At 63.1% G+C, this 24,144-nt stretch carries 25 protein-coding genes, 1 pseudogene and 1 riboswitch; of the genes and pseudogenes, 6 read left to right on the top strand and 20 right to left on the bottom strand.

The window, feature by feature from the left end:
- Positions 1 to 34: 34 nt before the first annotated feature.
- Positions 35 to 230: riboswitch (Lysine riboswitch) on the bottom strand.
- A 148-nt stretch (positions 231 to 378) separates the two neighbouring features.
- The 5 genes from ygfZ to MAF45_RS04435 form a co-directional block, all read right to left on the bottom strand.
- Positions 379 to 1,545: a CAF17-like 4Fe-4S cluster assembly/insertion protein YgfZ gene (ygfZ, locus tag MAF45_RS04450; protein WP_502568684.1), complete on the bottom strand. Its 1,167-nt coding sequence runs from the start codon at positions 1,543 to 1,545 to the stop codon at positions 379 to 381.
- 20 nt (positions 1,546 to 1,565) lie between these two features.
- Positions 1,566 to 1,853: a DUF8612 domain-containing protein gene (locus MAF45_RS11520; protein WP_441295219.1), complete on the bottom strand. Its 288-nt coding sequence runs from the start codon at positions 1,851 to 1,853 to the stop codon at positions 1,566 to 1,568.
- 586 nt (positions 1,854 to 2,439) lie between these two features.
- Positions 2,440 to 3,531 (bottom strand): ABC transporter ATP-binding protein, encoded by a 1,092-nt coding sequence (locus tag MAF45_RS04445; RefSeq protein WP_237978347.1) that lies wholly within the window; start codon positions 3,529 to 3,531, stop codon positions 2,440 to 2,442.
- Position 3,532: 1 nt separating this feature from the next.
- Positions 3,533 to 5,203, bottom strand: a complete 1,671-nt coding sequence (locus tag MAF45_RS04440) for an ABC transporter permease (protein ID WP_237978346.1) — start codon at positions 5,201 to 5,203, stop codon at positions 3,533 to 3,535.
- A gap of 175 nt (positions 5,204 to 5,378) precedes the next feature.
- Positions 5,379 to 6,368 (bottom strand): ABC transporter substrate-binding protein, encoded by a 990-nt coding sequence (locus tag MAF45_RS04435; RefSeq protein WP_237978345.1) that lies wholly within the window; start codon positions 6,366 to 6,368, stop codon positions 5,379 to 5,381.
- 449 nt (positions 6,369 to 6,817) lie between these two features.
- Between MAF45_RS04435 and MAF45_RS04430 the strand changes: the two genes are divergently transcribed.
- The 3 genes from MAF45_RS04430 to MAF45_RS04420 all read left to right on the top strand — a co-directional run bounded on the left by MAF45_RS04430 (position 6,818) and on the right by MAF45_RS04420 (position 7,915).
- The gene (locus tag MAF45_RS04430) at positions 6,818 to 7,084 is read left to right on the top strand and encodes a metal-sensing transcriptional repressor (protein WP_237978344.1); all 267 of its coding nucleotides are present in this window, start codon (positions 6,818 to 6,820) and stop codon (positions 7,082 to 7,084) included.
- A gap of 340 nt (positions 7,085 to 7,424) precedes the next feature.
- Entirely contained in the window at positions 7,425 to 7,718 is a 294-nt protein-coding gene (locus MAF45_RS04425) for a P-type ATPase actuator domain-containing protein (protein ID WP_237978343.1), read from the top strand.
- Positions 7,715 to 7,915, top strand: coding sequence for a hypothetical protein (locus MAF45_RS04420; RefSeq protein ID WP_237978342.1), 201 nt, complete (start codon positions 7,715 to 7,717; stop codon positions 7,913 to 7,915). Before MAF45_RS04425 ends, MAF45_RS04420 begins: the two co-directional genes overlap by 4 nt.
- A gap of 35 nt (positions 7,916 to 7,950) precedes the next feature.
- On the opposite strand, the gene MAF45_RS04415 is transcribed toward MAF45_RS04420, so the two are convergent.
- Complete coding sequence (locus MAF45_RS04415; protein WP_237978341.1) at positions 7,951 to 8,745, bottom strand: metallophosphoesterase; 795 nt, start codon at positions 8,743 to 8,745, stop codon at positions 7,951 to 7,953.
- A gap of 164 nt (positions 8,746 to 8,909) precedes the next feature.
- Between MAF45_RS04415 and MAF45_RS04410 the strand changes: the two genes are divergently transcribed.
- Positions 8,910 to 9,875: an alpha/beta hydrolase gene (locus tag MAF45_RS04410; RefSeq protein WP_237978340.1), complete on the top strand. Its 966-nt coding sequence runs from the start codon at positions 8,910 to 8,912 to the stop codon at positions 9,873 to 9,875.
- 102 nt (positions 9,876 to 9,977) lie between these two features.
- Here the strand turns inward: MAF45_RS04410 and MAF45_RS04405 are convergent, their stop codons facing one another.
- The 4 genes from MAF45_RS04405 to MAF45_RS04390 are packed head-to-tail and all read right to left on the bottom strand — an operon-like array spanning position 9,978 to position 11,716.
- Positions 9,978 to 10,400 carry a cupin domain-containing protein gene (locus MAF45_RS04405; RefSeq protein ID WP_237978339.1) on the bottom strand — a complete coding sequence of 141 codons (423 nt, stop codon included), beginning with the start codon at positions 10,398 to 10,400 and terminating at the stop codon, positions 9,978 to 9,980.
- A 6-nt stretch (positions 10,401 to 10,406) separates the two neighbouring features.
- Positions 10,407 to 10,691, bottom strand: coding sequence for a carboxymuconolactone decarboxylase family protein (locus MAF45_RS04400; RefSeq protein ID WP_237978338.1), 285 nt, complete (start codon positions 10,689 to 10,691; stop codon positions 10,407 to 10,409).
- A gap of 18 nt (positions 10,692 to 10,709) precedes the next feature.
- On the bottom strand, positions 10,710 to 11,444 hold the full coding sequence (locus tag MAF45_RS04395; protein WP_237978337.1) for an alpha/beta hydrolase family protein: 735 nt from the start codon (positions 11,442 to 11,444) through the stop codon (positions 10,710 to 10,712).
- Positions 11,342 to 11,716, bottom strand: coding sequence for an alpha/beta hydrolase family protein (locus MAF45_RS04390; RefSeq protein WP_237978336.1), 375 nt, complete (start codon positions 11,714 to 11,716; stop codon positions 11,342 to 11,344). Before MAF45_RS04390 ends, MAF45_RS04395 begins: the two co-directional genes overlap by 103 nt.
- 121 nt (positions 11,717 to 11,837) lie before the next feature.
- Between MAF45_RS04390 and MAF45_RS04385 the strand changes: the two genes are divergently transcribed.
- Positions 11,838 to 12,749, top strand: a complete 912-nt coding sequence (locus MAF45_RS04385; protein WP_237978335.1) for a LysR family transcriptional regulator — start codon at positions 11,838 to 11,840, stop codon at positions 12,747 to 12,749.
- A gap of 4 nt (positions 12,750 to 12,753) precedes the next feature.
- Here MAF45_RS04385 and MAF45_RS04380 read toward each other — a convergent pair whose 3' ends face one another.
- Complete coding sequence (locus MAF45_RS04380) at positions 12,754 to 13,596, bottom strand: aldo/keto reductase (RefSeq protein WP_237978334.1); 843 nt, start codon at positions 13,594 to 13,596, stop codon at positions 12,754 to 12,756.
- Positions 13,597 to 13,649: 53 nt separating this feature from the next.
- Positions 13,650 to 14,150: pseudogene (locus MAF45_RS04375) on the bottom strand (flavodoxin).
- A gap of 224 nt (positions 14,151 to 14,374) precedes the next feature.
- Between MAF45_RS04375 and rarD the strand changes: the two are divergent.
- Positions 14,375 to 15,298, top strand: coding sequence for an EamA family transporter RarD (gene rarD, locus MAF45_RS04370; protein WP_237978333.1), 924 nt, complete (start codon positions 14,375 to 14,377; stop codon positions 15,296 to 15,298).
- A 120-nt stretch (positions 15,299 to 15,418) separates the two neighbouring features.
- Here rarD and dcuC (MAF45_RS04365) read toward each other — a convergent pair whose 3' ends face one another.
- The 8 genes from dcuC (MAF45_RS04365) to MAF45_RS04330 all read right to left on the bottom strand — a co-directional run bounded on the left by dcuC (MAF45_RS04365) (position 15,419) and on the right by MAF45_RS04330 (position 24,112).
- Positions 15,419 to 16,744: a C4-dicarboxylate transporter DcuC gene (gene dcuC / locus MAF45_RS04365; RefSeq protein WP_237978332.1), complete on the bottom strand. Its 1,326-nt coding sequence runs from the start codon at positions 16,742 to 16,744 to the stop codon at positions 15,419 to 15,421.
- An 88-nt stretch (positions 16,745 to 16,832) separates the two neighbouring features.
- Entirely contained in the window at positions 16,833 to 18,317 is a 1,485-nt protein-coding gene (locus tag MAF45_RS04360; protein WP_237978331.1) for a lyase family protein, read from the bottom strand.
- A gap of 436 nt (positions 18,318 to 18,753) precedes the next feature.
- Positions 18,754 to 19,425: a 7-carboxy-7-deazaguanine synthase QueE gene (locus MAF45_RS04355; RefSeq protein ID WP_237978330.1), complete on the bottom strand. Its 672-nt coding sequence runs from the start codon at positions 19,423 to 19,425 to the stop codon at positions 18,754 to 18,756.
- 1 nt (position 19,426) lies between these two features.
- The gene (locus MAF45_RS04350) at positions 19,427 to 19,840 is read right to left on the bottom strand and encodes a 6-pyruvoyl trahydropterin synthase family protein (protein WP_237978329.1); all 414 of its coding nucleotides are present in this window, start codon (positions 19,838 to 19,840) and stop codon (positions 19,427 to 19,429) included.
- Between the two features lie 207 nt (positions 19,841 to 20,047).
- Entirely contained in the window at positions 20,048 to 21,217 is a 1,170-nt protein-coding gene (locus MAF45_RS04345; protein ID WP_237978328.1) for a MalY/PatB family protein, read from the bottom strand.
- A gap of 72 nt (positions 21,218 to 21,289) precedes the next feature.
- The gene (dcuC, locus tag MAF45_RS04340; RefSeq protein WP_237978327.1) at positions 21,290 to 22,669 is read right to left on the bottom strand and encodes a C4-dicarboxylate transporter DcuC; all 1,380 of its coding nucleotides are present in this window, start codon (positions 22,667 to 22,669) and stop codon (positions 21,290 to 21,292) included.
- Between the two features lie 58 nt (positions 22,670 to 22,727).
- The gene (locus tag MAF45_RS04335; protein WP_237978326.1) at positions 22,728 to 23,105 is read right to left on the bottom strand and encodes a RidA family protein; all 378 of its coding nucleotides are present in this window, start codon (positions 23,103 to 23,105) and stop codon (positions 22,728 to 22,730) included.
- Positions 23,106 to 23,563: 458 nt separating this feature from the next.
- The gene (locus MAF45_RS04330; protein ID WP_237978325.1) at positions 23,564 to 24,112 is read right to left on the bottom strand and encodes a Tat pathway signal protein; all 549 of its coding nucleotides are present in this window, start codon (positions 24,110 to 24,112) and stop codon (positions 23,564 to 23,566) included.
- Positions 24,113 to 24,144: the final 32 nt, after the last annotated feature.

Here is a 24,144-nt window from a genome sequence, read left to right as displayed (position 1 = left end):
AAGAATGTTCTTCGAAAAAAGAAAAAGCGCGAGAGTAACCGGCAGCGCTCCGCCCGCGCGAACGACCGTCCCGCGGGCGACAGTCCGCAGGATCTTCTCCTGCGGCCCAGATCCGAAAAACTCTGAAGCAGCTTCTTCGGTCTTCGGCGGTTCCCCCTTTGGCAGCTTCCGGCTCTTCAGCCCTTTGTGTGGAAGCCGCGACTCATGAGTCCCGCGCCTCTGCCTTGTAACGAAATATTTTAGAAACTAATGCTTCCCGCGGCAATGAGGACTGTGCCTTAGTCTTTTAGGCCGCCGGGGCGGCCCCTTCACCCGCCGAAGTCTTAACTCCCTCTGGGTAACGGGGCCTTCAAGACCGGAGCCCGGGGCCTGGGGGGTTCAGCGCTGCTTTTCGATGAGGGCGTAGAAAGCCTCGCCCGCGCTCACCGACTCGACCACGGTGCCGCCCGGGCATTCGCCCCCGGCGCCCGGCAGCGGCTCATGCGAGCAGAGGATTTCAGGCTGGCGCTTCAGGCGCTCGGGATGGTTCTGCAGCCGCGCGATCACCTCCTGGCCCGGGTAGCAGCCCTTGTTGAAGGAGACCCCGCCCAGTTTCTCAAGCCCCACCGCCTGGGGGAGAAAGCGGCCCGAGGTAGCCGCAAAGACCATGGGCAAGCCGCAGGAGATGTCGGCGAGCCACCACAGCCCCTCGGGGGCCTTCGGGGCGTCAAGACGCGAAAGCGCCCCAGGCTCCCCGAGGACGATCACTCGCGGGAACGCGGCCTCAAACGCCGGCACCCGCCCGGGATCCGCGTCTGACACCCGCACCGCGGTGAGCCCCTCGGAACGCGAGGCCTCCCAGGGCTTTTCGGGCACCGAGAGCCCCGCCGCCTCGAGCACCCGCGCGGCCCCGCCCCCGGCAAGGCCGGAAACGCGGAGGCTTTCGGTGACATCCTCGAACTTCACCTTCGAACGGAAGACATAGAGACGTATTTTTTTCAGGAATGCCGGGGCGAGGCCGCGCGGAATGAGAAGAAGAAAGCTCTCGGTAGCCTCGCGCACGATCCGCGGGGCGGCGATCAGCCGCCCCTGGGCGTCAGCCCAGCCGGTGAGCTTCGCCCCCTCGCCAATGTCGGAGATGCGGCTGCAGAAGAGCCGGTCGAAAAATCCAAGCGCATCCGCGCCTGAGGCGCGGATTACCGAAAGCGACTCAAGCGGCGAGAGCGCCGCCCCCTGCCCGAGCCCGCGGCAGTCCTGCGGGCTTACCGCCCAGCTTCCTTCCTGCATCATGGCCTGATGGCTCCTTTTCATCCTGGCTGCAGGCGCTTTTCGCGCGCCTGTGCTCCACAATGCAGGAAAGGATACCCGAGTTGGAGAAAAACTGCGTTCCCTGGGGAGCCCGCTTGACCGTGTTCCCCCTGAGCACGCCAAAATTGTCGAGCCTTCCCGGATCAGCAGATCAATCTCCCGCTTTACCGTATCTCGGTAAAAGTAAAAGAGCGTCTTCTTCCCGTTGCGACACCAGCTCTTCAAGATTTCCATGACGACGAAATTTTCGAAGAACACACCTGCGTTGTATGCCTGCCTCAGCGCTGAGAGCCAGGCGGCTGGCGCAGCCACGCGGCAAATTCTGTGTCCGTGAAGTAGAGCCGGGACTTTTTGATGAGTGTTTGCCCAATATTCTCGCAAAAGGGCGAAAGCAGATAGACGCCCCCCGCCGCCACGACCCCATTGAGCCATCCCCAGGCCGTTTCTGCCGCGACGCCGGCTTCCTTTTGAAGCGGGCCGAGAGCGAATTCCTGTCCATTGCGGGCGTCCAGAACTGCGACGAACTTCTCAAAGACCAGGATGTGCCGAACCCCGGCTGCCGGGATGCCCTTTTCAACGAACGCTCCGGGCAGATTCTCAAAAAACGGCCCTTCTGATCCGGATCATCCTGCGCCGCCGCGGGCCAGGAACCCTGCCCGATGATCTGCCGGATCTCTTCCTGTGTCAGGGAATCGAGGCTGTCCGGAGAAAGATCTCCGGCCGACAGAAAAAGTCTCTGCCGCAGTCCTTCCCCCTGCCGTTCATAAAGATTCAGGGGAAAAAGCTCAGAGGAGACCGCTCGTCTGGACGAAGCCCTGGTGATCACGACCTCCCGCATCCGGGGAAGACAACCGGAGTTCAAAGGTTTCAGACCGCCTAAGGGAGCACCTCATCTGAATGGCTGAAGAAAAAAACAGAGCTCTTGTGCATTCAGGCCGCCCCCCGCAGGCACCCGGGGCAAAAAATCACTGCTGCACAAAGGGCTTTGCCTTTATTGAGCCAGAGCTCAATGAAATAAAGACAACAGTCTCTGCTTCCTGCGCCTTCCTGACTGCCCGGGGCTGCTCTCCAGCCTGCTGCCCAGTCAAACGCCCCGGAAAGCGAAGCCTTCCGGGGCGTTGCTGTTCTTCTTAAGAAGCTGTTTTCCCGAGCTCAGCGGCGGATCACGACGCCAGCCTCGGGAGTGAAGGCCGCCTCGATGATCGCGCCCTGCTCCACGAGCTTCGTGCCGGGCAGGAACGGCACCGACATCGAGTAGGGCTTTTTCTGCCCGGAGCCGGGCAGCACCACGTCGTAGTCGACCCGGTCGCCCTCGAAGTAGCGGTTTACGATCTCAAGCGGGAAACCCGATTCGCCGGGCTGCGCGATCCGAAGATTTTCGGGACGCACGACAAGCAGCGCCTCTTCGGCCTTCTTCGGGGGATTCTGCCGGCCCATGCGGGCGCGCAGCTTCCGGCCGCCCACCTCGAAGAGCGCGTAGCCGTTCTCGTCGGAATCGAGCCGCCCCTCGATCAGGTTCGCCTGTCCGATGAAGTCCGCGACAAAGGCCGTGGCCGGGTCCTCGTAAAGCTCCATCGGAGTGCCGAGCTGCTCGATGTGGCCGTGGTTCATCACCATGATGCGGTCCGACATCGTGAGCGCCTCCTTCTGGTCGTGCGTGACGTAGAGGCAGGTGACGCCGAGCTCCTGCTGGATGCGGCGGATTTCCGAGCGCATGTGCAGCCTCAGCTTCGCGTCGAGGTTCGAAAGCGGCTCGTCCATGAGCAGCAGCTGTGGACGCAGCACGAGCACGCGGGCAAGCGCAACGCGCTGCTGCTCGCCGCCCGAGAGCTGGTTGGGATAGCGGTGCTCGGCCTTTTCGAGGCCCACCATCGCGAGCCCCTCGCGCACTTTCTTCGCGATTTCAGAGGAGGACTCGCCCCTCACTTTCAGGCCGTAGGCAACGTTGTCGAAAATCCTCATGTGAGGAAAGAGCGCGTAGTTCTGGAAGACGAAACCCATATTGCGCTCGTTCGCGGGGAGGTTCGTGACGTCGCGGCCGTCGAGCAGGATGCTGCCGTCAGTGGGCGAGGCAAAGCCCGCGACCATGCGCAGCGTCGTGGTCTTCCCGCAGCCCGAGGGCCCGAGGAAGGTGAGGAACTCGCCCGGGGTCACCTCGAGGTTCACATGGTCGACCGCCCAGAACTTTTCATTGTCCTTCACATAGCTGCGGCAGAGGTTTTTAAGGGTAAGAGCAACCGACATTTCAGTGAACTCCGATAGCGTCGCCGCTGCGGCAGAACAGGCGCGCGAGAAGCGCCATCACGCCCGAGGCGATGAAAATGAGGATGATGAGGACGATGGAGAAGGCGCAGGCCTGGGCGAACTGCAGCTCGGTCATGCACTCGAGAATCCGGGTCGTGATGAGCGACCACTGCACCGACACGAGGAAGATCGTCGCGCTGATGGCGGTCATCGAGTGGATGAAGAGGTAGCGCATGCCGGCGAGCACCGCGGGCAGCACCATCGGGACCGTGATCGAGAAGAAAGTACGCACCGAGGAGGCTCCGAGGCTGCGGCTCGCCTCTTCGATCGAGGGGTCGATCTGGGTGAGCGTGGCGATCACGTTCCGGATGCCGGCCGAGGAGTAGCGGAACACATAGGCCGCGATCAGGATGTAGACGGTGCCGGTGAGCACGATCGGCTCGCTGTTGAAGGCGAGCACGTAGGCGATGCCCACCACGGTGCCGGGCAGCGTGTAGTTAAGGAGCGAGACGGTCTCGAGCAGCTTGCTGCCGCGCACCCGCAGCCTCGTGGTGACATAGCCCACGACCACGGCGAGCAGCCCGCCCAGAGGCGTGCCGATCACGGCGATGAGCAGCGTGTCCTTGATCGCCTTCATGCCGAAGGTGAAGACGTACTCGTAGTTCTCGAGAGTGAACTCGTTGTTCACGCCCCAGACCTTCACGACTGAACCAAGCAGGATGATGGCGTAGATGTAGAGGATGAAGGCCGAGAGCAGCGCCACCACGCCGACGATGAGCGAGGAGAGCAGCAGCCCCGGACCCTTCACGCTGCTTCTGCCGCCCGCCTTGCCGGTCACCGTGACGTAGCTCTTCCTGCCCACCCAGTAGTTCTGCAGAAAGTAGACGACCAGGGCGGGGATGAGGAGCATGAACGACAGGGCCGAACCGCCCTTGAAGTCATACATGCCGGTGATCTGCAGATAAGCCTGCGTCGGCAGCACCGGGAAGGAGTGGCCGCCCAGGACCTGCGGCGTCGCGAAGTCGGCGAGCGAGCAGGAGAAAACGAGCAGAAAGGCGTTGGCGATGCCCGGGGCCGCAAGCGGCAGCGTCACCGTGCGGAACACCCTCAGGCTCGAGGCGCCGAGCGAATAGGCTGCGTCCTCGAGGTTGGGGTCGATGCGCGAGAGAATCGTCGAGAGCGTCATGAAGGCGACCGGGAAGTACGTGAGCGACTCGGAAATGTAGGTGCCCCAGAAGCCGTAGAAATTGAAGTCGTCGATGCCGAAGAAATCGAGCAGGATGCCGTTCGGACCGAGCGAGAGGGTGAGTGCGATGCTGCTCGTGAAAGGCGGGGAGATGAGCGGCAGCAGCGTGACTGCGCTCACCGCGAGCTTGAGCCAGGTAGGCAGCCCGAGGCGGGTCACCGCGTAGGCGAAGATGAAGCCGAGGATCGTGCCGGTGAGCCCCACCGAGCAGCCGAGCAGGATGCTGTTCACCGCGGCGCGCTGATCGTACCAGCTGCCGAGGAAGGGCTTCAGGTTGTCGAGCGTGAAGCTGCCGTCCACGAAGAAGGCAACGCCCAGAAGCCGCAGGAAAGGATAGATGACGAAAACGCCCAGCAGCAGCCAGAGCATGAGAACCGTCAGTTTCGTGCTCAGGTCGCGCTGCGTCGTTGCTGCGCTGTAAGCCATGATGAGATAGGTCTAAAAGGCTGTGCGGAAAAGCGCGGGCGGCTGCGGGGAAAAGCGGCCCCGGGTAAGAAATGCGGGCCGCGGCAGCGGCCGCCGCGCGCGAAAGCGGCCCCTTTCGGAAGCTTCCGGAAGGGACTTCGCGCCTGCGGGGAAAAGGCAGGCGCGGTCGCGCTTCTTACTTGATCACTTCGTTGATCCAGCGCTCGGTGTAGGCCTTGCGGTGCGCGCCCTTCCAGGCGACGTCCACCGACACGGTCTTAATCTTCGAGAGATCGAGCAGCGGGTTCGTCGTCTTCACGTCGCGGCGGGTCGGGACGTAGTTGATCTTGTTCTTCACGATGAACTCGGCGAATTTCTTGGAGGCCGCCCAGTCAACGAACTTCTTCGCCTCGGCCGAATGCTTCGCGCCCTTCACCACGCCGGTCGCCTCGATTCCGAAACTCACGCCGTCGGACGGATAGGTGATCACGACCGGGTAGCCCTGCTGCTGGATGTCCAGGGCGTCGACGATGTAGAAGATGCCCGAGGCGCACTGGCCGGTCGCGATCGGCATCGCGCCGCCCGCGCCGCTCTTCGTGTACATCTGCACGTTGGCGTTGAGCTTCTTCTGGAACTTGAAGGCTTCTTTCTCGCCCTTCACCTTAACCAGGGAGTAGATGCGCTCGGTGGCGGTGCCGGAGGTGCGGGCGTCGGCCATCTGAAGGTTGTTCTTGTAGCGGGGGTCAAGCAGGTCGTCCCACTTGGTCGGGGGATTCATGTGATTCTTCTTCAGGAACTTGGTGTTCGTGAGGAAGCAAAGCGGGATAATGCCGATGCCGGTCCAGTGATTCTTGGGATCGCGGAACTGAGCCGGAATCGCGTCGGAATCCTTCGGGCGGTAGGACTCGAACACGCCCTCGCGGACGCCTGCGGCGTAGGTGTCGGCCGGGCCTCCGAGCATCACGTCAACCTGGGGATTCTTCTTTTCCGCGGTGAGCCTCGCCAGCGCCTCTCCCGAGGAGAAACGCAGGAAGTTCACCTTGATGCCGGTATCCTTCGTGAACTGCGCGAAAACCTTGGAGGCGTACTTTTCGGGCATGATCGAATACGCATTCAGTTCTGCCGCGGACACCGAGCCCGCCAGCACACAAAGCCCCATGAAGAGGGCCGAGAGCCTGAGTTTCATAAATTTATCCTTTTGGTATGGTCCGTGCGCCCTCCGTAAGCCGCTTGCACAGGGCGACATGGCGCCGTCCGGGTCGAGCCGGTGGGAGGCTCTTTCGGAAGCGCGCTTTTTTATACCTAAAAAGTCATGACAAGGCAAGTGCTTATAACCCCTTTTACCATCCGCTCCGTTGCCTTCAGCTTTCCAGGGGAAGGACCTTCGGTTTGATCCATGTCAATCTGCACCGTTCTTTTATTGCTAATGATTCTTATTTCCAATATGATTCTCGTATCAGGTCCACGGGGTCGGACCTGGTGAAAGCAGACAAGACCGCGGAGCGTCTCCTCTCCGCCGTCTTTGGGTAACTTTAGGGTGTGGCGCACTGGCTGCCACACCCCTTTTTTCCCCTGCGCTCTTTTATACTGTGATTTTCAACGGCTTAACTTTCAGGGCTGCAAATGAGACAGTGCATGGATGCGCCCAATCTGCATCGCCGGCTGAGGAAAATCATCGGCCAGGTCCAGGCTATCGACCGCATGGTCGACGAGGACATTCCCTGCGAGGACGTGCTCTCGCAGATCAGCGCGGCCAAGACCGCCCTGCACCGCTGCGGGCAGATCGCGCTCGAAGGCCACATCAGGCACTGCGTCCGCGACGGCATCGAGCACGGAGACGCCGAAAAGACGATCGAGAGCTTCACGAAGGCGGTCGAGCGCTTTTCCAACATGGGCCGGTGAGGGCGCGGCGGCCGGATGGCTTGACAGGGAGCGGGGGTGCATTATACCGATACCCCTATGTGTATAAGGAACAGCCATGTCCTTCTCCCTCGGGCTCGAGCGCCGGGAAGGCCTCAGCCGCAGCATGCCCGTGCTTCTTCTTGCCGTCGCGACCCTGGCGGCGAGCCTGTTTTTCCCGGGCCGCTTCATGCTTTGACATCCGCGCCGACGTCCTCGTCACGATCGCCCTTGCCGCCTCAATCGCCCCGGACGAGGTTTTCGCCGCAGGCGAGGTCGCGCTTGTCATGCAACTGGGCTCCCTGCTCGAGGATAAAACGGCCGCGCGGGTATCGAGCGGCTCGTGAGGCTCACGCTGAAGACGGCCTGCGTCCTCTCGGGCGGAGCCGAAAAAGTGATCCCCGCCTCTGAAGTGCGCTTGGGCGACCGGCTCCGGGGCCTGCCCGGCGAAACCGTTCCGGTCGACGGCGCCATCGTTTCGAGCTCAGCCTCGGTTGACGAGTCGGTCATAACCGGGGAACCGATTCCCGTGGGCAAAACCGCGGGCAGCGAGGTCACCAGCGGCACCACGAACCAGTTCGGGGCCTTCTTGATGAGGGCCTGCCGCACCTGCGGGACCTCTCGAGGCGGACGATGACGACGATCTGGCTGAACCTCGCCTTCGCGATGCCGTTCTACTTTGTCGCAGTCGCCCTCGCTGCTACGAAAATCCCCACCTCCGTCAACGAAGCCCTGGTCTTCAACGCGGGCTCGGTCTTCGTGACCGTCTGCTCGGCGCTACTGCTCAACTGGAAGAAAGGAGGCGGCTCCGGGCCCACGGCTCTTGAAGCCTGAAGGCCCTGCCGCGGGCTTCGGGGTTCTTCCGGCCCCTAGCCGGGGCCGCCCGAAGCCTGCAGGGTGCCGGCCGCCCCGGCCTGCGCCCGCTCGAGGGTCTCGCGACGGTAACCCCAGCCCGCGAGGCACCCCTCCCCGGGGGTCTGATTGAGGAGATGAAAACGGACCCCGCGCCGCACGAAACTGCCCGCGCAGTGCCAGTGCCCAAAATACCAGTCCCTCACCCGCGGCAGCCTCTGAAAGATGGGCTCGAGCGCGTCCTCCGTCGCGCGACCGGAGATCCACTCGGGCTTCAGGCCGCAGATCCCGCACACCTTGTCAAGGCAGCCCGCGGGGCAGGTGTGGGAGACCACGGCATCGACCGAATCGAGGTCGCTGCGCTTGAGAATCCGCTCGAGCTCCTCCTGTCCCATCTCCTCTTCGGCAAACCAGGTCCTGCCCTCCTCGCGGTACGCGCGGTCGATGGAGAAGGCCCCGCCCGCGAAAAGCACGCGCCGGCCCCGGATCACCGCGGTGCTGCCGCGCGGCGCGTAGTAGAGACCGGGCGCGACGCGGATCGGCTTTTCCCAGCCGCGGGTTTCCACGAGGCGACGCAGCAGCGCGTGGTTTTCATGGTTGCCGTCGCAGAAGAAAATCCGGGTGCCGGGATGCCGCAGCCCCTCGTGGAAAAAGCCCTCCCCGGCGCCTTCCTCGAAATCGCTCCGGCGCCAGTAGCCGAAGTCTCCCGCCACGATGCAGACCGAGGGCCGGAGGATCCCGAGCGCCCCCTGCAGGAAGGAAAAGTCGGCGTGCGTGTCACCGCAGAAAAGCACCTTGTCGAGGCCGTGCATGCGAGCAGTCTCCAAAGAAAGAAGGCGGGAAAAGCCCCGGAGCGGCAGGCGCCGCCCGGACCGGACTCATTTTATTATGGTGGAGGGCGCGGCACGCCGCCCCCGGCTTAGAGCAGGGGAAGAACGCATTTTCGCGCGCACCGCTGAAAAAAGGAGGGCGGGCAATGGAAGGAAAGAAAAAGGCAGGGGCCGGCAGCCACCCCGCGGGCTGGACCGAAGGCGCGGAAGAGCTCCGCATCAAAGTCCGCGGGCCCATGATCCGGGTCATTTCCGAAGCGGTCTATTCGCAGGCGATCGGATCCCGGCAGGCCACGCAGCTGCGGATGACGCTTTTCGTGCCGAACTCGCCCGGAGCGCACCCCGCGGTGCTCTTTTTCCCGGGCGGCGGGTGGCTGCAGGCCGCAAAGGATCGCTTCATCGAGTGCCGCCTCGCCCTCGCCCGGGCGGGCTTCGTGGCGGCAACCGCCGAGTACCGGACCCTCCCGCAGGCCTTTCCCGCCCAAGTGCAGGACGGCCGTGCGGCCGTGCGGTTCCTGAGGGCGCACGCCTCCGATTTTTCGGTCGATCCGACGCGCATCGGCGTCATGGGGAATTCCGCGGGCGGCTGGCTCGCGCTCATGGTGGCTTTCAGCGGCTCCCGCAAAGGCTGGGACTCGGACGAATGGAAGGACTTTTCGTCTGCGGTGCAGGCCTGCTGCGCGCTGCATCCCGTGACGCAGCTCTCAAGCCTCTCCGAAGGTCTTTCACCTGAAGGCCGCGCAGCGCACTCGGGGCCGGCCTCGGCCGAATCGCTCCTGCTGCACGGCATCTCCTTTTCCGGCGCGGGCCGAGCGCTCGACCCCAAAGAGGAGGCTGCCGCGGGGGCTAGCCCCGAAGCGCTTCTGCGGCGGCGCCGCAGAGGCTGCACGCTGCCTCCCGTGCTCCTGATGCACGGCACAGCCGACCGGCTGGTCTCGCCGCTGCAAAGCGCCGCACTCTATGAGCGGCTTCGGGCCCTGGGCTCGCCCGCCCGGTACCTGCTGCTCGAAGGCGTCGACCACTCTTCCGATCCCTCCTGGTACCAGGAGGAGGTGAGCCGCGAGATCGTCCGCTTCTTCCGTCAGGCACTCGGAGCGGTCAGGGAGGCTTAAGGCGCGGGCTTCCGATCCAGCCTTTCAAGCTCTGAAGAGGCCACGGGCTCCATCCATTTGGTCTTCGCACCCTCGCCCGGCACCTCGATCGCGATGTACTGGTCAGCTGCCGCAGGCGGCCCCGTACCGGTACTTTACTCCCGCGGGGATCGAAACCGTGCCGCCCGGCAGAGGCTCGTGCAAGGGTCTGCCCCACTCCTGAAACCAGCCGTGGCCGGAGACCGCGATCAGGATCTGACCGCCGCCGCGGGCAGCCTCGTGCACGTGCCAGTTGTTCACGACGCCCGGGGCGAAGGTGACGTTGTAGACGCCCATCGGGGAGCCGGCGAGCTTCGCGACGAAACTGCTGCCGGTGAAGTAGCGGGCATTGGCGGTGTTGGGCTGCCCCACGGGGAAGGTGGAAAGTCCTTCGGGCGCGGCCGCGGTGTGCTTCCCGTCGTCCGCGTACACCTCGCAGATGATCGGAAACGCGCTCCAGGCCTTGGACCAGCCGCAGTAGAAGGTGAGGTGCGTGACCAGCGCCACGGCCTCCTAGCGCTTGCCGCCGTGCCTTCGCCCGAGGATCGGGTGCGAGCGCAGCTGCGGATACAACCCAGCCGAAAAGAGTGCCGCGATCGTGATGAGGCTGCGGTCGCGCAGCGACAGCACCCGCTCCCTCGCCCAGACCTGCCCGAAAAGCACATCGTCGTTCAGATGGGCGAACTGCGGCGCGAGGTCTTCCAGGCGGTCGTGGCCCGCCGTCTGCTTTTCAAGCCCCGCAGCGGGGTGCAATGCGAGGACAATGGCGGCCGCTAGCCCTGCAATGCATTTCTTCATGATGCTTCTCCCTGTCTGTCAAAATGTGAGCGGCTCTAAGCGCAGGCCCGCCTGCTCAAGGTCGGCTTCCATCAGGGAGGCGATCTGCGCGTTGTTCTCCTCCTCGAAATGGAAGTGGCTGTTGCCGCGGATGCCCTTTTCCGGCAGCGACACGACGCGGCACTCGACACCGCGCTCGGAAAGCGCCTTTGCAAAGACCCGCGCGCTCTCAAGCGACTTCTGCCAGAAGGCGGTGGAGTCGATGTCCTTCGGACCGTTTCCGATGTAGTCGCCGTAGTAGAAAATCACGGGAATGCGGGCCCGGGCTGCGGCCTCGAACTCCGGGGAGCCGGGCTGAGGCGCGCGCCCGGGCTCGATCAGCACGAGGGCGGAGGCCTCGCTCAGATCCGTCTGGAAAACCACCGAGCAACCCTGCGCGTGCGCGATGTAGACCGGCTTCCTGCCGGTCTTCGCGCGGGCGTCAAAGGAACCGGTGTTGGGCGTCATCTGCCTGAAGAACTGGTTCTGGGCGGCGGCGCCCTGCGGGAACTGCGAGCCCGCGTAGCGTTCCAGGGCCACGCGCCCGATGCGAAAGTGCGTGTACCAGGCCTGATCGCCGGGAAGGTAGTCCTTGCCGCGGCCCTTCTGCGTGGCGTCGAGCGCGTCGCCGGTCAGGGAAACCGCAGCCTCGGCTGGTCGACGAGAAACACCGGGTGTCCCATTTCGAGGAAGAGCTGCGCGAACCCCGGGCGGCCGTCCGGCGTCGTCATCCATCCGATGCGCGACTGCCCGTAGCCGTGCAGGAACACGACCGGGGCCCTGCCGGCGCGCGCCGGGATCTGGTAGAAGACACTCGCGTGGTCAACGTGCGCCGTGTTGCCGGCGCGGGTAAAGTCAAGCCAGTTGCGCTTTGTGTCGTAGGCACCCGGCAGCGGCCCGGCCACCGTGCCGCCGGAGGAAAACACGCCCTGCTCCGCAATGGCGAGCGGGGCGGCCTGGGCGGCGGTCCCGGAAAGTGCGGCGGCCATAACCAAACGTTTAAGCATATCCACTCGCAGCCCTTTACAAAAACAATCTTTATATATGAATATATTGAAGAAAAATGATAATGTACAATGACAAAAACGCATTGCACAATCATCTTGACTTATAGCAGGATCGTCTACTATGCCCCGCCTTGTTGAAATCGGTCTGCTGCAGCAGCTTGAAGCCTTCTCAAGGCTGGGAACGCTCTCGGCCGCGGCCGAGGAGCTGCACATCACCCAGCCCGCGCTCACCCGCTCCATGAAAAAGCTGGAGGACCGGCTCGGTGTGACGCTCTTCGTAAGGGGCAGGAACCGCCTGGAGCTCAATGACAACGGGCGGCTTGCGGCCCGCCTCGCCGCCCAGGCGGTGGCGGCCGACGAGCAACTCGTGCGCGAGGTGCGCGCGGCCGACCTCATGCGCCGCACCATCTCGGTGGGCTGCTGCGCGCCGGTGCCGCTGCAGGAGGTCACGCTCGCCCTTCAGCGCCTTTTCCAAGGCAAGACCGTGGCGGCCTCGATCGTCCCGGACCCGAGGCTGCTGCCCGGGCTGCTCGAGGGGACGCTGCAGCTCGCGGTGACGCACGTCCGGCCGCAGGAGCCGGGCCTGTGGTCCGAGCCCTGCGGAGAGGAAACGCTTTTCATCGCGGTGCCGCCCGATCATCCGCTCGCGGGGCGCGTGAGCGTGCGCTTCAGCGACCTCGAGGACGTCCCCTTCCTGCAGTTCTCTGAGGTGGGCTTCTGGTCCGAGCTCGTCCGGTCCCGGATCCCGAGGCCGCACCTGCTGCTGCAGCAAAACCGCGAAGACTTCACCGAAATCGCTGCCGCCACGGACCTGCCCACTTTCTTTACCGATTATTTCTTCAGCCGCGGCGACCGGATCACGCGCAACCGCAGGATCATTCCGATCGACGACCCCGAGGCCCGAGCGGTCTACTACCTGGTCTGCCGCGAGACGGACCTGCCGAAATTCAGACCTCTTTACGCGCGGCTGCCGCTTTTCGGCAGGACGCTGCGCCCCGGCCCGGGCAAAAAGCCGGCGGGCAGCGAGCCCTGAATCCTTAGTCTGCGTCGAAGTTCGGATGCATGTTCGCGTAGCTCGCGAGCACTTCGGGCGTGGCCGTGTAGTAGCGGCGGGTGCCGTCGAGCCTGGCGATCCTCGCCAAGTCCTCTCCGCTCAGGCTGAAGTCGAAGATGTCCGCGTTTTCATCGACGTGGACCGTGCTCTTCGAGCCCGGAATCACGATAAAGCCCATCTGCACGTGCCAGCGCAGGATGACTTGGGCGGGCGTCTTGCCGTAGCGCGCGCCGAGCTCCGCAAAGAGCGGGTGATCGATCAGGCTGCGGTCGCCGTGTCCGAGGGGGTACCAGGACATCAGCCGAATCCCCTCGGGATCGAGCTTCTTCCTCAGCTCGGTCTGAGCGAAAAACGGATGGGCCTCGGTCTGCAGGACCTGGGGCTTCACGCGGGCCCCGGCGAACAACTGCGCGAGCTCCGGAGCCTCGAAGTCCGAGATGCCGATCGCGCGGATCTTGCCCGCCTCGTAGGCTCGCTCGAGCTGCTCATAGCCCGCCTGCCAGTTCCCGGCGGGCTGGTGGATGAACAGCAGGTCGATGTAGTCGGTGCCGAGCCGCCTGAGGGTTTTGTCGACCGCCTGGGGGGCCTCGTAGACGCTCACCCAGAGCTTGGTCGACAGAAAAACGCTGCGGCGGGGCAGTCCCGACTCGCGGATCGCGCGGCCCACGGCGATTTCATTGCAGTAGGCATTGGCCGTGTCGATCAGGCTGTAGCCGTGCGCGAGAGCGTGACGCACCGCTTTCTCCGCGTCCCTCGGGGCGATGAGGAAGGTGCCGAGCCCGAGCGCGGGGATCCGGACTCCGTTGTTCAGTTCAAAGCTGTCCATGATTTTTTCCCTTTTGTCGTCGTTTGCAGAAATTGCAGAAAGTGATCCGGGCCTCAGAAGCCCTGGGAGGCGAGGAAGCGCCGCACCTCCGAGTCGGAAGGCACGCCCATGAAGCAGACGCCGCGGCGCCATCTGCCGCCGCGGGCGGCCTTCTTCAGGTGCCGACCGCTCAAGCCGTAGGGCGAGCCCTGGGAGATCGCAAACGGAATCACCGTCCGGTCCTCGAAGTCGACGCGGCGCATGAACTCATCGAACACCCAGGGGGCTTCGCCCCACCAGAGGAGATATAGCCGATGAAGACCGTGCCCACGCCTTCAAGCCTCGGGCAAGAGGAGAGATCAAGCTCGACCCTGCGCCCGGGCGTCCCCATGCTCGCGGTTCACCCGCGAGGCGCGGTCCGTCCAGCCGAGGTCCGCGTTGCTGTAGGGACGCGCGGGCCGGATCTCAAGCGTGCGACCGCCGGCGGCCGAGGCGATTTTTTCGGCCGCACGGCGCGTAGTGCCAGTGGCCGAGAAGTAAGTCACCAGGACCGAACCTTTGTTTTGTTCCGTCATTTTTATGATCCTCAGTCATTATCCTTTTCGTGACGGATGGAAATTTAGTCTCTGAAATCCGGCTAGTACAATGCTTTATCAGGCTTCTGCTATAACATTTGATTATATTAGCCGGGCGGCGCCCCTTCGGCTGGGAGCCTGCCGCGGCGCGACCGGCCGTATACTCGAAGCTGAACCGGAAGAGGAAAACTCCCCCCGCTTTACCCCCGAAACCTTCTGCAAACATGGACAGCACCAACTCCAACCTCCGCGCGGGACTCGCGGCCGGGCTACTCGCCAACGGCATCTGGGGGCTTTTTCCCCTTTACTGGCATCTGCTCGGCGGGGCAGCCTCCACCGAAATCCTCGCCCACCGCATCGTCTGGTGCCTGGTCTCGCTTGCGGCCGCCCTCGCGCTTACGGGACGGCTCGGGGCATGCGCGCGGGCGGTGCGGGCACTCGCCTCCGACCGCAGGCTCGCGCTCACGCTTTTCGCCGCCACGGTCTTCGCGAGCGCGAACTGGCTCATCAACATCGTGGGGGCCAACACGGACCGGGTGGTGGAGCTCGGCATCGGGATGTTCATCACGCCGCTGGCCACCGTGGGCCTCGGCATGGCGTTCTTTCACGAGCAGCTCTCAAGGACGCGCGTCGCCGCAGTGGCGCTCGCCGCGGCCGGGGTCCTCATCATGATCTTCGAGCTCGGGCGCTTTCCCTGGATCGCAATCGGGGTGTCGGCCTCCTGGGCCGTGTACGGGGCGCTCAAGAAAACCGTCCGGATGGACCCCTGGTACAGCATCACCGTGGAGCACGCGATGATGGCTCCGTTTGCGCTGGCCTGGCTCGCATGGCTCGCCGCCTCGGGCGAAGGCGTGTTTCTCGCTCCCGGGCGCGCCGCGCTGTCGCTCGAGCTCATGGGAACCGGCCTTCTCACCCTGATCCCGATGGTCTCCTTTTCCATCGCGGCGCAGAAGCTGCCGCTCATCCTCCTGGGCATCATTCAGTATCTGAACCCGGTGATGACGCTGCTGCTCGGACTCTTCTGGTTCGGCGAGCCGATCAGCCGGGGCGAGGTGATACCGCTCCTTTTCATCTGGTCGGGCATCGCGCTCTACCTTGTGCCTTCGGCCGTTGCGGCGCTGCGTGAAAAAGCCCGGGAGGCGCTCTGACCCCGGGCGCACGGTGCTGGTTCCCTAAAAAAGACAGGCGGAGTTTCCTCCGCCCCCTTTGTTGTCTTCGGGGCCCCCGCCCGGTCTGGAAACCAGGCGGGAAGCGTCTCCCTTTTTCCTTCAGTTAAGCGTGTACATTGCGATCGTCACCACGACCACCGCGATCAGAACCGGCAGTGCGGTGCGCTTGACGACCTCCATCGGGTTCGCGCCCGCGATGCCAGCCAGAATGATGACGCCGCCGGCCACCGGGGACATCGAGCGGCCAAGGCCTGCCGCGATCTGGGCCACAGCGCCCAGCTGGACCACCGTCATGCCGAAGTCGGCCGCGTGGGGCGTGATCGCCTCATTGAAGGCGAGCGCTGCGGCGTTGCCCGAGCCCGAAATAACAGCCATGATGAAGGGGCCGGCCGCAGCCGAGAACATAGCGACCGACTGCGAGCCCTTCATGGCGTTCACGAGCGCGCCCGTAAGTCCGATCGACTTCATGCCGGCCGCAAAAAGAGCGGCTGCGGCGATCAGGATCACCACGTTGTTGAAGCCGTCGCCCGCGCCCTTGCAGAAGCGCTTCGAGCACTCGCCCGCGGGCTGCTTGTGCACGAGCCCCACGAGCATGCCGAGCGCCGTGCCGATCAGCATGCACACCGGCACCGAGAAGGTCTTGGTGGGCAACAGCCCCACCTGCTTGGAGGCGATCACGAGCAGGAAGAGCGGGACGATCGGGATGAGCGCCATGATCGGGTTTACCTTGAAGTCCCCGTTCACGCCCGAGGCCTTCTCGTCAACGTCCTTCGTACTCCCGACGCCTTCCTTGAGGAAGAAGCAGACCGCGGCGAGCACCACAGCGGCGACAACCACGCCGATCGCCGAGGGCAGCGCCTCCTGCATGATCACCACCATCGCGTCGGCCTCCGGGATCTCGCCCGCCTTATAGGCGATCGTGGCGATCTGAGGATTGAACATGAGCCCCGGGCTGATCACCGAGCCCCAGGTTCCGAGGAAGACGGCCGCGGCGGCCATCACCGGACGGACCCGGAGCGCGATGAGCGCCGGGATGAGCAGCACGCCGACGGCGGCCGCGACGCCCGCGGCCGAGGGCAGCACGATGTTCATGAGCCAGGTGATGATCACCGCGCCCGGCACCACGATCGCCGGCACGTGGGTGAGCGGCCGCACGAGGGCGTTCACCAGGTGATCGGAGCACTTCGTGTAGGTCATGACCGCGCCGAAGCCCATCACCGTGACGATGGTGGGCACGAGACCGCCGTTGACGAGCTGCTTCACGAAGGCGTTCACCGCAGCCGACACCGTGGTGTCGGAGCCGACGATGAACTGCCCGATCACGGCCATGAGCAGGCCCGAGAGCGCGAGAACGAGCCGCGCCTCGTAGTTTTTATAGATGAAGTAGAAGGTGATCAGTACGATCGCAAGGCCAATCCATATCATGCCTTATCTCCTTTAAGTGCCCCGGCGGGCCTTCCTCTGGAGGCAGGGGAAAGGCTTCGCTTCAGCTTGAAAAAATCCGATTCCGCCTTTAAAGCAACGCCTCGAAGGCCGCATCGAGCTTCGCCTTCGCCTCGTCGATCGCCTCGCAGCGCGAGGCGACCCAGCGCTCGTCCTCAGAGAGCCGCCTGCCCGCGGCCTCGAGCCCCGCCTTCGTCGAGGCGGGGGCGGGGGAGCCTGTGCCTACCCTCGTACGGACCACGTAGCCGGGCGAGAGGTACCTGCGGAACTCTTCTTCGGACATCGGCAGCTCCTCCTCTTTGCCGAGCAGTTTTGCCGTCACCTCGCGGAAACACTGCTGCGCCTTCTCGTAGGGGAAGTTCTTCGGGATCCAGCCCTCGCTGCGCGCCACGGTCACCACGGCACTCGCGAAGTTGTGCCCAACCCTGAAGGGCAGGGCGAACTCCATCTGCAGCCCTTCGGCTAGCGCCATCGTGCAGGTCCAGTCGTTTTCCAGCTCCTCTAGCGCCCGGTCCTTGTGCACCCGCAACAGCTCGAAGGTTTTCTTCGCGAGCGCGAGCAGGTGCACCGCCTTCACAAAAACCGCGGTGTTGTCCTCGCTCACCGACTCCTTGTTGTCGTACATACCGAGCGGCAGGTTGTGGGCCCGGATGAAGCACGTGTTCACCGCGCCGATCACGTCTCCCGCCTTCGCGCGGGCCTTATTGATGATGCCCGGGTTCCTCTTCTGTGGCATCGCGGAGCTGCTGTAGGTAGAGTGCTGGTCGAGCAACAGCCAGGGGCGGGTCTGAGCGTACTGCTGCGCGATATCGGCGAGCAGCGTCGAGATGAGCACCGCCGCGCGGCCAGCCACCCCGGCCTCCTCGAGCGGCACGTCAAAGAGACTCACCTGAGAGCTGTCAAGCGAGTTCGTGATCGGGCCGTCGAAGCCCAGTAGCTCGGCGAGCCTCCCGCGCGACAGCGGCCAGGCGGAGTTCGCGAGGACCGCGGAGCCCAGCGCGCAGCGGTTCACCCGCGCGTAGCCCTCGCGCAGCGCATCGAACTCGCGCTCGAAGGCCTCGAGGAACGCCCAGAGGTAGAAGCCCAGCGTCACGGGCATCGCCTGCACGCCGTTCGTGTAGGCGGGGATCAGGGTCTCGACGTGCTGGAGCGCGATCGACAGCAGTGTGCGCCGGAACTCGTTCATCGACTGCGCGAGATCGAGCACCGAGCGGCGCAGCCGCCCCTGGTTGAGGGTGGCGAAGATATCCTGGCGGCTGCGGCCGGTGTGGATGAGCGTCGCCTCCTGGCCACACTGCTCGATGAGAGCCTTCTCTAGCGGCATTATGTCAGAGAGCGGCGGCTCGCCCGGTCGCGTGAACTTCTCCTCGGCCTTCTTCTGCGCCCGGGCGATCCGGCTCACCGTCTCGGGCGGCAGGATCTTCTGCTCGGCGAGCATGACGAGGGACGCCCGGTTGATAATGAGCTCCCAGAAGCCCCAGTTTTCCGCTTCGGCCCGGGCGCTCGTTGAATGAGGAATGTCCCGCCCCCAAGGGCAGGTGTTGGTGATTTCCATAGAACACCTCTTTTTTTCCAAGCCGGGCGCGGCCCGCGCCCTTGAAGAATCCGGGGACGCTGCAACTCATCCGACCGCAATAGCTAATTGCGCCTAGTTTAAGAAAACAGCCCTAGAAACTCAAGATGCCCGCAAAAGCTCCGTCTTACCTGATCTTCAAAATAATTTTTGCTCGACAGGGGTTGATTTCTAATCCGCAATTGTAATAAACGCTTTGGGCCGATCCCCTTCCCTGCGCGGCCATTCGTTGCAAAATTAAAAATCCAGAGAAAATTCTTTTGGTGCGGAAACGAAGACATGGCAGCCTCAGTTCAGACAACCGCCTCCGGGCAAGGCGGACTTCCGATGGCCGCTGCCGTTTCCGGTTCAATCCGGGAGCGGTCTTTTTTTGTCCCGCAAAAAGCCCGCCCTTCCGGGCCTCGCGCGGGAAGCGCCGCTACCGGATGTCAATCATCTTTTCGGTCTGCAGGCTCAGCCTAAGTTTGCCGCTGCGGTTGATGACGTACTCAAAGCACAGCCGGGTGGCCTCCTTGTCCTGAGACTTCGGCTGAAGGCAGAAAAGCTTGTCCGGGTACGCGACCCGCAGCGGCTTCATCCTTTCGAGGTCCGCCTCGTTCCCGATGACATACTTGATCTCGTCAGCCCGGCGGGCCATACGCGGAACGAGCTCCCCGTTCGGGACGCCGAGCTTGGGGGAAACGACCACGTAGACGTAGTCCGGGAAATCGAAGTCGACGTGCCCGGAGGTTTCAACCGCGATGTCCAGCCCCCGGGCCCTGAGCGACTCGCATAAGGGGCCGATGTCCTGCTCGCAGGGCTCGCCGCCCGTCAGGATGACCAGCGGAATGTTTGGGTACCGGCCGGTGATGTCCCGCACGAGCGCTTCCTTTTCAATGAGCGCGCAGCCGGCTTTCCGGTCCTTTACGAAGATTTCCGATGCAGGCACGAGCGAGGCGCACTTCGCGCCGCCCTTCCACGTGTACTTCGTGTCGCACCATGGACACCTCACGGAGCAGCCCTGGAACCTCACAAACACCGCCGGGCAACCGGTTTTCGCGCCCTCGCCCTGCACGGAGGGGAAAATCTCGTTGATGTAGTAGCTCGTCATCTCAAAGCGAAAAAGCCGCCGAACATTTTCTTGTCTCCTCCACTTCGCACCTGACGAGGGTCACGCCCGTTCCCTCGAGCTGCTTCGGGGCGACGACCCGGACCAGATGCTCGGCGATGTTCTCCGCGGTCGGGTTGAACGGGACGAACACGACCGCCGGGTCGAGCCTTCGCAGATCTTCGGCGATCGGATCCTTCTCCCAGATCAGGAACCGGTGGTCGTAGTTTTCCTCAAGCCACTCGCACAGCCGCGCCTTGATCACGCTGAAGTCGATGACCCTTCCAATGTCGTCGCGGTCCCCCGCGCAGGTGAAGGTGATCCGGTAGTTGTGCCCGTGAAGATGCGCACATTTCCCTTCATGGCCGCAAACCCTGTGGCCGCAGGAAATATCATGATATCTGGTGCAGGTGATCATTTCGCTGGATCCCTTAATGCCTTCGTGAATCGGATTATCTCAGAAGATTCTGCGCGCGGCCGAACCGGGCGGCGCAGCGCGCGGCCTGCAAAAGACCCGCCGGCATTTCCGAAACCTCTTTTCGGAAATGTCGGCGGGCCGTCGGAAAGCCGCTGCGCTGCGACTCAGCGCAGCGGTCTTCCCTCAAAAAAAGCGGGCGGGGAAATATTAAAGCGATTTCACCGCTTCGCTCAGGCGCTTCATGGCTTCGACCAGATAGGAGCGCGGGCTGGCCACGTTCATGCGGACAAAACGCTCGCCCTCGACGCCGAAGGTATTGCCGGGGTTCAAACCGAGCTTCGCCTTCTCGACCATGAACTTGTCGAGCTCGGCCTGGGTCTTGAAGGGCAGTCCGCGGCAGTCGAGCCACAGCAGGAACGTGGCGTCAGGCATATAGGCCTTGATCTGCGGAATGTTCTTCGTGATGTAGTCGACCACGTAGCGGTGGTTCGCCTCGACGTAGTCACGGATCTGGTCGGCGTAGTAGTCGCACTCCGTGAAGGCCTTCACGTAGCCGGCGATGCCAAAGCACTCGCGGCCGAGCTTGCAGGAGGCGAGGGCCGCCTGGTACTGCTTCTGCACTTCGGGGTTCGGGGTGACGACCGAGGAGGTGCGCAGGCCCGCAATGTTGAAGGTCTTGGCCGGGTTCACGGCGACCACGCACATGTTCTTCGCCTTCTCAGAGAGCTTCGCGAAGACCTGGTGCTTATGGGGCGCGAACACAAAGTCGGAGTGCACCTCGTCGGCGAAGATCGTCACACCGTTGGCCGCGCAAATGTCGGCCATGCGGTTGAGCTCCTCGGCGGTGAAGCAGCGGCCGGTCGGGTTGTGCGGATTGCACAGCATGAAAAGCTTGCACTTCGGATCCTTCGCGCGGGCCTCGAAATCCTCCCAGTCGATTTCCCAGCGCCCGTTCACGAACTTGAGCGGGTTGTTGGAGGCGTAGCAGCGGTTTTTCACCGTCACGGCCGTGAAGGGGGGATAGATCGGGGTTTGCATCAGCACCTTGTCGCCCGGCTCGCAGAACGCCTTCACGGCCACGGCGAGCGCCGTGCCGGTGGAGGGGACGAAGTCGACCATGTTCTCAGTAATGTCCCAGTCGTAGCGGACCTTGCACCAGCGCACCGTCGCCTTTTCAAAGGAGCCTTCCTGCACGTAGGGATAGCCGTAGATGCCGTGCTTGGCCACCTTGATCATCTCATCGATCACGGGCTGCGGGCATTTGAAGTCGGTGTCCGCGATCCACAGCGGCAGCACTCCCTTCGGGTACTTGAGCCACTTGGAGCTGTTGGTATGGGTGCGGTCAACCACTTCATCGAAATTGTGCTTCAGGGTCATTTTCTACTCCAAAAAAGAATGCGGTTGGATTCAGGGGCAGCTCCCGCCCGAGCGGGAGCCTGCCGCCTGAACTTAGTACCAGAACATGAAATAAGCCACGAGGGTCACGATCGTAGCCACAAACATCGGGATGCAGGTGCGCTTGGCGACCTGGAAGGAGGAAACGCCGGCGATGCCCGAAATGGCGATCAGGGCTGCCGTGATCGGCGAAGAGACGCGGCCGAAGGAGACGAGCACCTGAAGCGGGAAGATGAGGGAAACGATCGGGGCGCCGACGGCATGAGCGATCGGCGGGACGAGCGGGGCGAACGAGAAGAAGGCCGCGTTGCCCGAGCCCATGATGAAGGCCATGATCCACAACAGCAGGCCGCCGATAACCACCATGGCGGCAAGCCCGAAGCCCGCGTCATTGGCCGCGGAGATCAGGGTACCCATCGCACCGGACTTGATCAGACCCTGGGCGAAGTACTCGCCGCAGATGATCAGGGAGACGACGCCGACGAGGATCTTGCCCATGCCTTCAAAGAAGAGCTTGAAGGTGCCGAGGATCTTGCGCAGGTCGCGCCAGCGGATCAGCTCGAAGATGATCGCGATGATCGTGGAGATCACCATGGCGGTCACCACGTCCATGCGGATCGTGGAGCCGGCCACCTTCGAGAAGAAGATGATCAGGAACAGCGGGATGATCGGCAGGATGGCGTAGATGCGGGGCGCATCGACAGGCTCCTTCACCGACTTCTCGCCCGCGAAGGTCTTCACGTGCTCAGGATCGAAGTGCCAGCCCTCGCGCTTGTCCCACCAGGCCTGGACGAACATCTGCACGAAGGTGAGGATGACGACAAGGCCGATGAAGAGCGGCAGCTGGTAGTACACGAAGTACTCGGAGACGTCCATCTGAGCCACCTGCGCGGCCATGTTGGCGTTGCCCGAGCCCGGGCCCACGTCCATGAACTGGCAGCAGCCGATCACGCCCAGGGCGGAAAGCGGGCTCACGCCGGAGCGGACGAGAATCGGGTAGAGCGTGCACATGAGCAACAGCCCGAGACCCGCATGGGACGGCACGAAGATCACCATGATTTGCTCGACCAGGAACGCAGCGCCCAGCAGCAGGTACGGGTTCTTGATCTTCTTGAGCGGCTTTTCAAAAACCTTGAAGAGCGCGCTCGAGGCACCGACGTACTCCATGTAGCGGGAGAAGCCGCCGATCGCCATCAGCATGAGGCCCAGGCCGCCGATGCGGGTGGCAAAGCGCGTGCTGAAGACCTTGAAAATATCGAAACCGCCGAAGTGCGTGGTCTGCTTGGCCGGCAGCAGGTCCCCGAGGCCGAAGATCCACGTGCAAGTGAGCAGAATCAGGCCGCCGATGAACAGCGCGGCCTGCGGGTAGTAGCCCTTCACAAGCAGGTAGACCACGATCACGAGGGTTATGCCGGCAATGACGAGGCTTAGCATAAGAATCCCCTTTGGATGTTTTTTGAGTGTGTTTTAAACGATTGCTACCGCCGGTTTCTCAGCGCACGGCGATCGCTTCGACTTCGAGCTTCGCGCCCTTCGGGATAGCACCCACCTGGAAGCAGGAGCGGGCGGGAGCATCCTTCGGGAAATACTCCGCGTAGACCTTGTTGAAGACGGCGAAGTCAGCGATGTCGGCAAGGAAGCAGGTGGTCTTCACGACTTTGCAACAGCAGGACCCGGCCTGCTCGAGAATGGCCTTCACGTTTTCAAGCGACTGGCGGGCCTGGGCCTCAATCCCCTCGGGGATTTCACCGGTGGCGGGGTTCACGGGAAGCTGCCCGGAAACGAAAATGAGACCGCCAGCCGCGATGCCCTGGGAATAAGGTCCAATCGCCGCAGGGGCCTTGGGAGTTGCAATAACTTCCTTTTCCATTCGAAAACTCCTTTGAAATTGAAAACTGCAGACCGTAGTTCAGACTCCGCCTGAGCCGGCCTCCCAGGTCTTGCCGCTGTCCTTACCGGAATCAGCAGACCTCCATCAGAAGGAAAGCCCTCAGTCCTCAGGGGTAGTACATCAAGTCTAAATACCGGTATACCAACGAACGATATTGTGAACCCGGAACGGTTATGTTCTGAATTATTACTTACCCCCGAACATAAGCGGAAATCGAAACTTGATTTATTGAAAATTGAAACGATGATTAAGACCGTATTTTCATTAACTTAGTGAGCTATTCAATACGGCGGAGCCGGGAGGATTTGTAGATATGGAGAAAGTTCTTAGGGTAAAGTACTTATATCGCTCTGCAAGGTGTGCGGACGCAGGGCATCAGCCAAACCGCCGCCTCCAGATAAAAGCGGGTCTGCCTGTGGCTTTGGCTGAAAAGAGCGCTAGAGGCCGGCCGCCGCTGCGATGTCTCCGGTGCTCATGCCGGCTGTAAGCGCGCGGTACTCCCCTGCCCGGGTCTTCACGACCCCCATAGGCAGGCCCCGCGTCCCGTTCCAGCGAGCGAGCTTGGAATTCGCCCAGACCTTCATACGTACCTCCTGCGGCAGCTTCCAGACCTCCTTCTGGTCCACGGGAAGGCCTCGGAAGGCTTCGTCCCCGAAATGCTCGACATGTTCGTCCAGCTTTTTCCAGGGATCCCCGCTCATCAGGATCATCGTCGCCTGCGGGTCGGAGTTGAAATTGACGGCCGCAATCGGCAGCCAGTGGACGCAGAGCCTGTCGGCCAAGGGCTTCGCAGCGCGGAAAAGAGCCATACTCTTCGGGCACTGGAGATCGATCGCCACATAGGCCTCCACCCTCCCCTCGGGTCCCGGCGTCGGCACCGTCCAGCCTTTCTCGGCGAACTCGACGAACATTTTCTCTCCGTCCCAGGCGGGCGGAGGCAGCGCGGGTTTCAATGCCATTTCATAGGCGCAGGCAGATGCAATCATTCCGAACTCATTATTTGAAGTCAGATCGATTG

Origin of the sequence: Mesosutterella porci, assembly GCF_022134585.1 — a bacterium.
In the GTDB taxonomy this organism is placed as follows: domain Bacteria; phylum Pseudomonadota; class Gammaproteobacteria; order Burkholderiales; family Burkholderiaceae_F; genus Mesosutterella; species Mesosutterella porci.
Note: the sequence above shows the minus strand (reverse complement) of the source record. Positions and strands in the feature narration are given on the sequence as shown.

Coding starts and splice junctions, on each gene's coding strand:
- MAF45_RS04445 (WP_237978347.1), bottom strand. CDS start 3,531: ATGTCGGTTGCTCTTACCCTTAAAAACCTCTGCCGCAGCTATGTGAAG.
- MAF45_RS04440 (WP_237978346.1), bottom strand. CDS start 5,203: ATGGCTTACAGCGCAGCAACGACGCAGCGCGACCTGAGCACGAAACTG.
- MAF45_RS04435 (WP_237978345.1), bottom strand. CDS start 6,368: ATGAAACTCAGGCTCTCGGCCCTCTTCATGGGGCTTTGTGTGCTGGCG.
- MAF45_RS04430 (WP_237978344.1), top strand. CDS start 6,818: ATGGATGCGCCCAATCTGCATCGCCGGCTGAGGAAAATCATCGGCCAG.
- MAF45_RS04420 (WP_237978342.1), top strand. CDS start 7,715: ATGACGACGATCTGGCTGAACCTCGCCTTCGCGATGCCGTTCTACTTT.
- MAF45_RS04415 (WP_237978341.1), bottom strand. CDS start 8,745: ATGCACGGCCTCGACAAGGTGCTTTTCTGCGGTGACACGCACGCCGAC.
- MAF45_RS04410 (WP_237978340.1), top strand. CDS start 8,910: ATGGAAGGAAAGAAAAAGGCAGGGGCCGGCAGCCACCCCGCGGGCTGG.
- MAF45_RS04400 (WP_237978338.1), bottom strand. CDS start 10,691: ATGAAGAAATGCATTGCAGGGCTAGCGGCCGCCATTGTCCTCGCATTG.
- MAF45_RS04395 (WP_237978337.1), bottom strand. CDS start 11,444: ATGGATGACGACGCCGGACGGCCGCCCGGGGTTCGCGCAGCTCTTCCT.
- MAF45_RS04390 (WP_237978336.1), bottom strand. CDS start 11,716: ATGCTTAAACGTTTGGTTATGGCCGCCGCACTTTCCGGGACCGCCGCC.
- MAF45_RS04385 (WP_237978335.1), top strand. CDS start 11,838: ATGCCCCGCCTTGTTGAAATCGGTCTGCTGCAGCAGCTTGAAGCCTTC.
- MAF45_RS04380 (WP_237978334.1), bottom strand. CDS start 13,596: ATGGACAGCTTTGAACTGAACAACGGAGTCCGGATCCCCGCGCTCGGG.
- rarD (WP_237978333.1), top strand. CDS start 14,375: ATGGACAGCACCAACTCCAACCTCCGCGCGGGACTCGCGGCCGGGCTA.
- dcuC (WP_237978332.1), bottom strand. CDS start 16,744: ATGATATGGATTGGCCTTGCGATCGTACTGATCACCTTCTACTTCATC.
- MAF45_RS04360 (WP_237978331.1), bottom strand. CDS start 18,317: ATGGAAATCACCAACACCTGCCCTTGGGGGCGGGACATTCCTCATTCA.
- MAF45_RS04355 (WP_237978330.1), bottom strand. CDS start 19,425: ATGACGAGCTACTACATCAACGAGATTTTCCCCTCCGTGCAGGGCGAG.
- MAF45_RS04350 (WP_237978329.1), bottom strand. CDS start 19,840: ATGATCACCTGCACCAGATATCATGATATTTCCTGCGGCCACAGGGTT.
- MAF45_RS04345 (WP_237978328.1), bottom strand. CDS start 21,217: ATGACCCTGAAGCACAATTTCGATGAAGTGGTTGACCGCACCCATACC.
- dcuC (WP_237978327.1), bottom strand. CDS start 22,669: ATGCTAAGCCTCGTCATTGCCGGCATAACCCTCGTGATCGTGGTCTAC.
- MAF45_RS04335 (WP_237978326.1), bottom strand. CDS start 23,105: ATGGAAAAGGAAGTTATTGCAACTCCCAAGGCCCCTGCGGCGATTGGA.
- MAF45_RS04330 (WP_237978325.1), bottom strand. CDS start 24,112: ATGATTGCATCTGCCTGCGCCTATGAAATGGCATTGAAACCCGCGCTG.